General features: G+C 33.1%; 4 protein-coding genes. 3 read left to right on the forward strand and 1 reads right to left on the reverse strand.

Annotated elements, in window-relative coordinates:
- The first annotated feature begins 3 nt into the window (after window positions 1-3).
- The gene (locus tag IPK88_13375; protein MBK8244414.1) at window positions 4-2430 is read left to right on the forward strand and encodes a TonB-dependent receptor; all 2427 of its coding nucleotides are present in this window, start codon (window positions 4-6) and stop codon (window positions 2428-2430) included.
- Here IPK88_13375 and IPK88_13380 read toward each other — a convergent pair.
- Window positions 2427-3056, reverse strand: a complete 630-nt coding sequence (locus IPK88_13380; protein ID MBK8244415.1) for a hypothetical protein — start codon at window positions 3054-3056, stop codon at window positions 2427-2429. The two genes, IPK88_13375 and IPK88_13380, sit on opposite strands and share 4 nt — an antisense overlap.
- A 115-nt stretch (window positions 3057-3171) precedes the next feature.
- On the opposite strand from IPK88_13380, the gene IPK88_13385 reads away from it, so the two are divergent.
- Both IPK88_13385 and IPK88_13390 read left to right on the forward strand, forming a co-directional pair.
- Window positions 3172-6384 (forward strand): PKD domain-containing protein, encoded by a 3213-nt coding sequence (locus IPK88_13385; GenBank protein MBK8244416.1) that lies wholly within the window; start codon window positions 3172-3174, stop codon window positions 6382-6384.
- Between the two features lie 224 nt (window positions 6385-6608).
- Window positions 6609-12008, forward strand: a complete 5400-nt coding sequence (locus IPK88_13390) for a gliding motility-associated C-terminal domain-containing protein (GenBank protein ID MBK8244417.1) — start codon at window positions 6609-6611, stop codon at window positions 12006-12008.
- Window positions 12009-12166 lie beyond the last annotated feature (158 nt).

Below are 12166 nucleotides of genomic sequence, written 5' to 3' on the forward strand. Positions count from 1 at the left end.
AAGATGCGTCTACTCCTATTTTTATGCTTACCTATTTTTTCATTTGCTCAATGGAAGGTATCAGGTTATATTTTGGATGAAGCAAATCTCCCTTATCAGCATATTGAAATTAGAATAACCCAGTTGAATCTAACGGTATTCACTGATCAAAAAGGATTTTATTTGTTTGATTCCATACCTTCCGGATCTTATGCTTTATCCATCGATTATGGATACGATACTGAATATCGTAAAATAGATGTTTTGTCTCAAAATGTAAACTTTTCAGTGGTTTTAGAAAGGCGAATTAATTTTGATGAAATTGTGGTCTATGGTGATAAATGGCACCAGCAACAAGCAGTTTCACAAATTAGTTTAAACGAGAATGCAATTCGGGATCTCGACCAAACTAAAGATCTTCCTTACACATTAAATGCATTACCTTCTGCCCAGGTACAGTCAGATGCAGGTAATGGCTTAGGATATACAGGTATTAGATTAAGAGGCGTTGATCCAACTCATATCCAGATTAATTTAAATGGGATTCCAATGAATGATGCGGAATCTTCAATTGCTTATTTTGTTGATATTCCGGATATATTAGCCAGTACAGATGAATTATCTGTTTCAACAGGATTTGTTCCAAGTCGCAATGGTCCAGGCGCCTTTGGAGCATCTATTGACTTGTTTTTAAATAAACTTTATTTTAAACCCTTTGCATTGGTTAGTACTGGCTTTGGGGATTATCATACTAGAAAATTTTCAGTTAATCTAAATACAGGATTATTTGAAGATGCGTATAATATTGAATTTCGTTATTCACGTTTAGATTCTGATGGATTTATCGATCGTTCTAAAAGTAAGTTAAGGTCATTATTTTTAAGTATGGCTAAAATTAAAAAAAATTATAGCATTCGTTGTAATGTAATTCACGGCACTGAAGTTACCGGTCAGGCATGGTTTGGTTTACCCATTCAGTATTTTGTCATAGATTCATTGTATACATACAACAGCGCAGGACAGGAAAAAGGAGATGCACCCTATGAAAATGAAAATGATGATTACAAGCAAACACATGTTCAATTTTTTTATAACCATATTTTAAGTAAAAAATCCAATTTCAGTTTAAGTAGTCAGTATACTTATGGAAATGGATATTACGAGAATTATAAGGCGGATAAAACATTACGAGAATTTGGATTAACGCATCCTGATACAATTAGTGCTGACATTATTAGATTAAAATGGTTGACCAATCATTTTTTATTTATGAATGCCAGTATTGAAACAGGTTGGAATAAATATTTTTCAAGTCAGGTTTCATTGAGTTATAGTCATTATCAGGGATATCATTTTGGACAGGCTATATGGGCTCATTTGACTCAAGTTAAAGGCTTGGGTTCAAATTATTATGATAATACCGGGAAGAAAGATGAACTCAATTGGAGTGGCAAATTGAATTATAAATTGAATTCCAGATTCACTATAAATGGTGAGTTACAAACCAGATTTATTTCCTATCAAATCGATGGACTTGATGATGTTTACGGTACTATTCATCGGAATTTCAATGCTTGGTTGTGGAATCCCAAATTGTTAGCCCATTATAAGTTGAATTCAAAGATTGAGACCAGTTTTTCAACATCATTTTACCAACGTGAACCGTATAGGGAAGATCTTTTAAGTAATGTTGATGTGAAGAAAGAACAATTACTAGATCTTGAATTGGGCATCAAACTACAACATCAAAAAAGCCTTTTGATTTTAAATTCTTATGTTATGGAATATCGGAATCAATTAGCTTATAATGGGGGTTTAAACGATACAGGAGAACCCTTGAGAATTAATGTGCCAAAGTCTTTTAGAAGAGGTGTGGAACTATTAGCTCATCTGGATGTATTTAAGTACCTGCAATTGGATTTGAATGGTAATCTTTCTATAAATAAAGTAAGTCATTATGTTGAGGAGTTGCCAGTTTATAATGCTAATTATGAATTGGTAAATCAAGAATTGGTTGAACATGATAATGTTGATTTAAGTTATTCTCCAAATCGTATTTTATTTTTCCAGATTAAGATTCCATTGTTATTTAGTAATCACAAGATCGAAATAATAAGTCTTGTATTTAATCAAAAATGGGTAGGAAGTCAATATTTAAATTTGGCGAATTATAGTGATTCACGATTGCCCGAATACTCATACAGTTCTTGTAGATTAAATTTTAACCTGCCATTTAAATATGCTAAATGGAGTAGCTATTTTCAGATTTCTAATCTAGCTAATACCAGATTCAGTACTCATGGTTGGAGTACAAGATTTAAATCTACAGAATTAATAAATGTAGGAAGCGACCCATACTTAAGTAGTACTAGTTCTGATTATAATGCTTATAAGGGCGTTTTTCCTCAAGCTTTAAGGCATTGGAATCTGGGAATTAGCATTCAATTCTAAAATAAATAGGTGAATCCTATTCTATATTGAATGGGTAATTGGACGGATTCTTTATCTGCTAAAAAATTATACATGAGGTAAAATTCATAGTCGATTTCATTTCCACCATTATACCCTAATCCAGCTAACAATCGATCACTAGTCTTCCTTTGAGATATTAAGCGGTTATTTTTTAAAATCAAAGATTCGTTTTGATCTATTTCATTATATACAGAATATTCAAAATGTGCAAATAACACTCTTAGAAATTTAAGTCGTGAAAATACCCCAAATCCATATTCGACAGCATTGTATTTCCAAATATCTGGTGGATCTGAAAATCTTCCACCGGTATAAACTACTTCAACTCTTGGTCCAACAGACCAAAAAGAATTAATTTTATAACCAACTAATGGGGAAATTCCTATTTGAAAAATATTACCATTAACGCTATTTCCTAGGGTTGCACTCTGAAGTCCTAAACTTACACCACCACCATACCACATGCGCTCTTTCCAAATATTTACTTTGGGTTCTTTTTCTTTCTTTTTCGATTTTTTTTGGGCCAACAGTTGGGTACTCCCTAAAAATCCAATCGCAAAGATAAAAATAGACAAACAAAGATGTTTTTTAATTATGTTTAACATATTGTAATATAATTAATTATGTATTTTATTAATAAAAATATAAAGTTAGAATTGTTATAATTCCGTGCAAATTTGGACTTTTTTTTAACTTGCAGTCTAATAAATTAACGCAATCATGAAATTTAAATTTTTCCTATCGTTTACTTTATTGTTTTCTACCATGGTAATAGCTCAACAATTTAAAGCTAATACGGTTGAAAATCAATTAGTAAAACCTGTTTTAAATACGGTATTCTCTAATTATGAGTTAGTTTCCCTGGATGTTAACTCAGTTCAAAATGCCCTTACATCCAGATCAGTTCATCAAAATTTAGATTTACAATTAGGCTCAAAACGCCTGAATCTAGACTTATTTGAATACGATTTATTAAAGTCTAATTATTTTCTACAATTAGGAACTGATCAAGGTGTCGTGAAAATACCAAAAGATGGCCGAATCAAAACATATCGCATTACTACGAATGCATCTCAAGGACATATGGGAAGTTTGACCATTAGTGATCAATTCTTTTATGGATTTATTGAAGATAATGGTGTAAAATATTTCTTTGAACCTGCATACGGTTTTGTACAAAATGCTCCTAAAGATCTTTTGGTTGTTTACAAAGAAAGTGATGTTCTCGTTAATGCAGCGGTGAAGTGTGGTTATGATGAATTGAAAGATAACTCACATATTGCTGATGATGCATTAGGGAATGAAAATAGATCACATTGTATTGCTTTTGATGTTGCTTTGGCCAATGATTTTACTGTATTTCAAGTTAGAGGTAATGGAACAGATGCATGGTGTACAGGTGTATTAGCCAATGTCCAGACTAATTATGATAATGAATTTACCCATAGTATTGAATTAAATGTATCAACCATATTCGTTGCGACATCTACTGGTAGTGATCCCTGGAATGGTATTAATAATATAAATGCTCACTTAGATACCCATGTGAGCTGGGCGAATGGAGGCGGATATGGTGGAGCACCTTATGGCTTAGCTACTGCGTGGACTAGAAAATATACCAGTGGTGCTGTAGGATTAGCATGGGTAGGTACAGTATGTGGAAATTTGAGATATAATGTGTGTAGTGATTTTGGAACAGGAGGAGGTAATCTTAGAAACCTTCAAGCACACGAAATGGGACATAATTTTAATTATGGTCATGATGCATCAGGCTCACCATATATTATGGCACCTTCTGTAAATGGATCTAATCAATGGTCTGCTCCCTCAATAACGGCTATCAGTAATTTCGCCAATTCAAGAGGATGTGCAAGTGGTTGTAGTACAGGTGGAGCCGCTCCGGTAGCGAATTTTAAAGCCAATTCGACTGTAATTTGTGTTCCGACTAATAATAAAGTACAGTTTACAGATTTGTCTTCAGGTGGTCCAACTTCTTGGGCTTGGACATTCCCAGGTGGGACACCATCTTCATCCAATCAACAGAATCCATTGATAACCTATAATACAAGAGGGGTATACGATGTAACACTCCGAGTTACTAATTCTTTTGGATCTGATGTAATAACCTTTAATCAATATATTGATGTTGAAATTAAGGCAGTTTCAGCTTTTGATTATTTTGTGATCGATAGAGACATGACCACAACAAATAACTCAATGTACGGTGATACTTACCTATGGAAATTTGGAGACGGAACCACTTCAACTGAATTTGAGCCTCAACATACTTATGCAAATGATGGGATATACAATGTTGATCTAGAAGTTACCAATCGTTGTGGTACGGTTAAAAAAACTATAAAAGTGACTGTCGTAACTCAAAACGAAGCAAATTTTTCAGCTGATGTAGTTAGAGGTTGTGCTTCTTTAAAAGTTAAATATAAAAATTTATCTTCCACGAATTCAAATACATTCATTTGGGAATTTCCAGGTGGAACGCCATCAACTTCTACTTTAAAAGATCCTCCAGTGATTATTTACCCAAGAAAAGGAGTTTTTGATGTTAAATTAACTGCAAAGAATGCAAGATTTACTTCTGTAAAAGTTGAAAACGGATATATTACTGTAGACACAATTCCAATTGCTTCATTTACTCATGCTCCACCAGTTGGGACTTTAATTGATTTTACAAATACTTCAGTTGATGCAACAAGCTATTCATGGGACTTTGGAGATAGTAAGTCAAGTACCGAGTCAAATCCTTCTCATAGTTATGCTGGGCCAGGTGAGTATACAGTTATATTGAAGGCTGTAAACAGTTGCGGTACAACCAGTGATACCCAGAAAGTTGAAATAGCAAAAGCTTTAGGATCTAATTTTAAGGTTCCAAATACATTAGGTTGTGCTCCGTTTACTGTACAATTTGAAAACACATCAACCAATGCAACTTCCTATGAGTGGACCTTTCCTGGTGGGAATCCAAGTACAAGTACTTTATTGAATCCAACTGTTGTTTATAACACACCTGGAAAATTCGATGTAACTTTAGTTGCGATTAATGGGTCTGATAAAGAAAGCACAACCAAAACTCAATTTATTACAGTTGAATCATTACCTATCCCTTCTTTTACATCAAATATTGTAAAAACTGAAGTATTTTTTACGAATACATCTCAATTTGGTAATTCATATTTATGGGATTTTGGAGATAATACAACAAGTACTGAAATATCCCCAAGCCATGTTTATACTGTAGAAGGTGAATTCAATGTGAGTTTAAAAATCACTAATTCTTGTGGAACTCAAGAACTACTAAAACAAGTTGTAGTATATCTAATTCCTAAAGTAGATTTTAGTGTGAATTCATTTAAAGTTTGTGCCGGAGATTATGTTCAATTTAATGACCATTCTTCAAAAGATGTTAATGATTGGTTATGGCAGATAGAAGGTGGTGAACCGGCTACTTCCACAATCCAATACCCGAGAGTATTATACAAAAAATCTGGAATATATACCGTAAAACTTACTGTTAAGAATTCAAATGGTTCCAGTTTTATCATTAAACAAAATTACATCACAGTAGTATCTCCGGTTTTGTGTCCAGACAGACCTAATAAAAAGAAAAAAATCATTTCAGATCCTGGTTTTGGATTGAATGATCCTGCTGGTATTAAGAATCAAGTTGATCAGATGGAAATATTTCCAAATCCTAATTTTGGGATATTCGAAATTCAAATGGTCGATCCAATTGTTGGAAATACTGACCTAGTAGTTACAGATCTCATTGGGAATGAACTATTTCATGAAAAGACAAACGGAAAATATTTGGATTCAAAACAATTAGATTTATCAAATCTTCCACAAGGAACCTATTTTTTGAGAGTGAATTCTGAAACAAACCAGCTCATCAAAAAATTTACGATAACTAAATAATTAGTGAAAAAATAATATTAAGGACCTTCTGGAGCTATTGCAGAAGGTCTTTTTTTATAAAAGGATTCTAATAAGAGCAACGATTTTAAATTTTTTGGGATCATGGATTAAGAGAATGATAAGCTTTGATTAACATCTTAATACAACTTTTAAGTGTTTAGCTAATCAAATATAGCGGTATCTTTACATAATCTTAGGCCAAAGTAGCTTGAAAGTTAATAGAAATGAGACTGTATTTAATAATTTTATTATTAATATTAAAGGTTGAGAGTGCCTTTTCTCAATGGTGTTGCATTGATACTAATTTAATTATAAAAGATAAGACAACACAGACCTTAAAATTTCAGATTTCTGGTGCAGTATTGAATGATTTAGCTTCTCCGCAACAAGGTGTTTGTGGCGTTCGAATTAAATTTGACCATAAATTTATTGGAGATCTTACCATTGAATTGATGTCACCCTCTGGGCAATCCATTACTTTAATAGGCCCTGTGGGTTCTAGCGGTAACACCAACTTATCTAAATGGAATGTAGTCTTTGTTCCCTTTAGTCAAATTGCAATCCCCGATGCAGGATTTAAACCTCGGTGGGATAATATTCAGCCTTGGGGAATATTAGGGCAGTTTTTCAATGGAACTTATTATCCACATAAAGGTAATCTGGAAGACTTTAATCAGGGATCTGTCAATGGAACCTGGACTTTGATTATTAAAGATGATGATTTGTTTTATGAAGGGCACATTGAAAGTTTTTGTTTGTTGTTTTGTGATAACTCGGGTATAGTCTGTAAAGATTGCAGCCCGAATGGTGGATATTTTAATGTTCCAGCACAATCCTTTTGTGAAGGTGATGCCAATTTAAACTTGCCTTTTTTACCAATTCAACCCGCATTCATTCCCGATCCAAATACATACGATTATCAATTTTTAGTTTCAAAAAATGATACCATCATTGAACGGACCAAATCATTAGATTTTCGTAACGCTCCTCCTGGAAATTATAAAATTTGCGGAATTTCTTATTCAAAAGTAGATAGCAATGCAATACCTAAAACAGGACAAAATTATCGTTTAAGTACATTTGAAAATGAATTAACAGCTAATAAATTCGGTATTTGTGCAGGTCTGTCTCAGGATTGTATCAATTTGGAAATTAAAGCAATTCCAGCTCCTGTAGATTTAGCAGTTTCAATATGTAAAGGTTCTGATTTTTTGATTGGAAACCAAAGTTTTAACACGGCAGGGCAATATGATGTTCTTTTACCAGCCACAAATGGTTGCGATTCTTTGGTTCATTTGAATTTAGCTTTAATAGATTTAGTTATTCAACTTAAGCAACCTATTGAAGAAATCAATTGTCTTAGATCTTTGGTTGTGATAGATATTTCGTCATCTACATTCCCAACCGGTGCTGATATTAAATGGTCTACCTTAGATGGTAATTTTTCTGATCTAAATGATTTGCTTAGGCCAAAAGTGAATAAACCTGGAACTTACAAGCTGATTATTGAAAAGGGTAGTTGCATTGATTCTGTTGAATATACTGTAATTCAAAATGGAGCCATACCTGATTTGGAAGTAAAGTCTGATACCATAACCTGCCTTAAATCTCAAGTTATTATTTCAGCAAAAACGAATATCAATACACCACAATGGAATTGGTCGGATGGCATGAATGTTATCAGTAATGATTCTGATGTTGTCATTACTAAAGGTGGTTTATATCAAGTTATAGTTACTGATGTGAATGGCTGTTCTAACAGTATAGATGTGTCAGTATTAGAAAATAAGAATATATTAATTCCTCAAATCAATGTTACCGATATAACATGTAGACTTGATACTTCAACTATTTTTTTTATTGCCAATCGGGATAGTCTGTCTTCATATGAATGGTCTGGACCAAATGTCTTGAATACTACTGATACTTTGATTAAATCAACGAATTTAGGTCAGTATAATTTAAAACTTATCGGTATAAATGGATGTGAATCGAATACTAATTTCATTGTAAAATCAGTAATTAAAATACCTGATTTCTCTTGTAGTGTGGATACCATTTCTTGTAATCAGGATACTGTTTACTTGAATCCAATTATACTTGATCCGCTTGAATCAATTTCTTGGCAAGGTCCATGTATCATAGATTCAAGTTCAAAAGACCAAATTATAACATGCCCTGGAAGATATAATATCAAAATTAAAGACACTGCAGGTTGTATATTGGATACTTTTTTGTTAGTTAGTATAGATACCATTTCTCCTGATTTTAATTTGAATGCCAATGAATTACCATGTAACCAAGATAGCATTCAAATTTTTTTAAATCATAACATGCCCACCAGTACTAATTATACTTATCAATGGTCAGGGCCTGTTGGATTTTCGTCCAAAGCAAAAGATCCATGGATCTATGAAAGAGGACTTTATAAAGTAATCGTAACTTTAGCTAACGGATGTCAATCTGTCGACACGTTAACCGTTTTTGAATCTAATGATAGACCACTAATAAGGATTAAATCGGATAGTATTGATTGTAGTCGCGATAGTGCACATATTTTGGTTGATTGCCCTGATGGTGTATTATTTGATTGGTCAGGCCCTTCGAATTTTAGAGAGACTAAAAAAGATATTACTGTTGGTGAACCTGGATTTTATAAATTAGTGGTGACATCAGCATCTGGTTGCACATCCCAACAATCTATAGATATAAATAAAAACAAGCATTCACCAGTTGTAGGAATTAAACGAAATCCATTGACATGCTTAAAGGACTCTTCGGAAATTGTATTGTTGTTACAATATAGTATTGATACGATCAGATGGAGAGGTCCAAATAATTTTAGCTCTAATCATGAAAATATTGTTGTTTATGATGCAGGATGGTATTACTTTAATTCCATTGGGATAAACGGCTGCATAAATGTGGATAGCGTTGAAATCGTTTATGATACTATAAAACCAATTATTGATATTATTACGGATACCATTGATTGTATAAAGACTTCTGTAGATTTAAGGGCAAGTGCACCTGATCCATTGACGGTTTTTAGATGGACCAAGCCGAATGGAGATACCTCAAGGTTAGCAACCTTGAAAACAGATGTTCCTGGTATTCATACGATTGAGGCGACCGGCTCAAATGGTTGCAAGGCGAGCTCAAAAGTCAACGTCATATCAAATAAAAAATTTACGCCATTAAATTTGTCAGCAGATACCTTGCGATGTCGAAATCCCATCAGCACTTTGAAATCAAATTCTAATGACCCTAATCTCAATGTGCAGTGGATTTTGCCTGACTCAAAAACGATTAATGGCAAAATAATTAATTCTAAATTAGCAGGAAAATATCTTGCTAAGGGAACCAACCAATTTGGATGTGTGACATTTGATTCCATTCAAGTTATTTCAGAAATTACCATTCCCAAATTTAAAATTTCCGACACATCTATCAATTGTCGCATTAAATCTAGTCCAAAGCTAGAAGTATTAAATATTAATGCTCAGGATTCAGTAGAATGGACCAATCCGCTCAATCAAAAATCTTATTTGCGCATAATTTCAAATCCTATAATAGGAAAGTATGTTATTAAGATAATTGATATCAACGGATGTTATGCAATTGATTCCTTTACCTTGAAATATGACACATTAAGGCCAAAGATTTTAAATGTAAATATCGATACTATAAATTGTTTAAACTTAACTGCAAAGGCAAAAGTCAAATTGAATTCGACCAAAGTAAATTATTTATGGTCTGCTCCTGGATTTAATTCATCTACGGATTCAATTCCGGTATTTCAAAAAGCTGGGATTTATAGTTTAAAACTAGAAGGAACCAATTATTGTACTTTTGATACAGTTGTTCAAGTTATTGAAGACATTAATCCACCAATAATTATTGCAATAGCCGATACAATCAATTGTGCAAGACCAAGATCAAAATTAGATATCACATTAGTCTCCAATGATACTGCTGTAAATGTAAATTGGTACGATGTCAATAACAATCTGCTAATTGGTTCGAAACCTGTTGTTATTCAAGGTGGTTTATATAGAGTAATAGTACAATCGAAAAAAAATCATTGTATTTCAATGGATTCAGCAACTGTGATTGTTGATACGCTTCCGCCCAATATTGTTGCTTCAAATGTTTCGCTTCCATGTAATGCGGATTCTGTACAATTAATTTCTTCAAGCCAGTGTTTTGGAGCAACTTATTTTTGGTTGGATCCAAATAATATTTTCTTTTCTAATAATCAAAGTCCAATTGCTCGTGATACTGGAATTTATACTGTTATCGTCAAATGTGACAATCAGTGCACCGCACAAAAGCAAGTTATTTTAGACAATAAAAAAACCTTCCCTATAGTTGGTGCTAGCGGTGGAAATCAAACTTGTAAAACGGATTCGGTTCGTTTAACTAGTCAATTTAGCGCATTAGATACCTTGTTTGAATGGATGGGACCAAATCAATTTCGTTCTAAAGAAAGATTTCCTATTGTAACCCAATCAGGATCATATAATCTTAAGGTTACAAATAGCCAAGGATGTAGCACGGATACAACTGTTATCGTTTTAAAAGATACCATTTCTCCAGTTATAGATTTAATACAATTGGATTCATTAAAATGTGAACAAACAGACATTCGACTCTTAGCGAAACCTAAGGATTCATCAGTCCAGTATACTTATTTTTGGAATACATCAAATGGATTGATTAAATCTGGTCAAAATACAAATAGCATTTTGGTATCAGGGAATGGAACTTATGAAGTAATTATTGAAAATTTAAATAATGGGTGTACTTCAAATCCAAAATTTAATTTAGTTGAATCCTTTTCACCAATAAAGGGAGTCAATCTTGATCTTAATTTACCATCATGTACAGGATTTAACAACGGTAGTATACAGATTTCAGATTTCATTGGTGGAGATGGGCCATTTACCTTTTCATTTGACAATAAATCCTACTCCAGAATTTCAACGATCAATAATTTACCTCCTGGTAATTATCACCTATTTTTTAAAGATAAATTCGGATGTCCTTATGATACCACCCTGTCCATTTCAGACCCTCCCGTATTAACTTTAGACATTGATAGAGACCAAACGATAAGATTGGGGCAATCTGCTCAACTTTATGGGAATACAAATGCAGATACATTAACCTTATTTTCGATTCAATGGACCCCCAACAATAATTTATCTTGCTCTTCATGTATAAATACTGCAGCTAGTCCTTTTGTATCAACAACTTATAGATTGACTATAGTTGACGAAAATGGCTGTAAAAAGTCTGATGATGTGACGATTAAAGTAATTACAGAGCCTTCCCTATATATCCCAACTATTTTTTCACCTAATGGGGATAAAGTAAATGATCTCTTTAACTTTGAAACGGGTTTGGATATCGTAAAAGTCATTAGTTTTGAAATCTATGACCGCTGGGGAAATGGGGTATACACTTTAAACAATTTTTTACCAAGCGCAGGTCAATTTGGTTGGGATGGGACCCTGGATGGCAAAAATGTAAATCCGGGAGTATTTGTTTATAAAATCAAAGTGTTATCGATTTCGGGTGAGGAATTTACTAAAACAGGAGATTTTACATTATTAAGATAAAATTTTTATCTCCAAGCAGCGAAATACTTAATTTCAAGGTCTACACTATGAAGCTTGTAAAGTAGGAAATACCTAAGGTTTCAACGAAATATTTTTCTTTGATTGTTGAAGAATGGGTATAGTTTTTGGTTTGTTAATAAATTATTACAAATTATTTT

Origin of the sequence: Candidatus Defluviibacterium haderslevense (genome assembly GCA_016712225.1) — a bacterium.
GTDB lineage: Bacteria > Bacteroidota > Bacteroidia > Chitinophagales > Saprospiraceae > Vicinibacter > Vicinibacter haderslevensis.

Bases quoted from the DNA above. Each gene is read 5' to 3' on its own strand.
- IPK88_13390 (MBK8244417.1), top strand. From the start codon at position 6,609: ATGAGACTGTATTTAATAATTTTATTATTAATATTAAAGGTTGAGAGT.
- IPK88_13375 (MBK8244414.1), top strand. From the start codon at position 4: ATGCGTCTACTCCTATTTTTATGCTTACCTATTTTTTCATTTGCTCAA.
- IPK88_13385 (MBK8244416.1), top strand. From the start codon at position 3,172: ATGAAATTTAAATTTTTCCTATCGTTTACTTTATTGTTTTCTACCATG.
- IPK88_13380 (MBK8244415.1), bottom strand. From the start codon at position 3,056: ATGTTAAACATAATTAAAAAACATCTTTGTTTGTCTATTTTTATCTTT.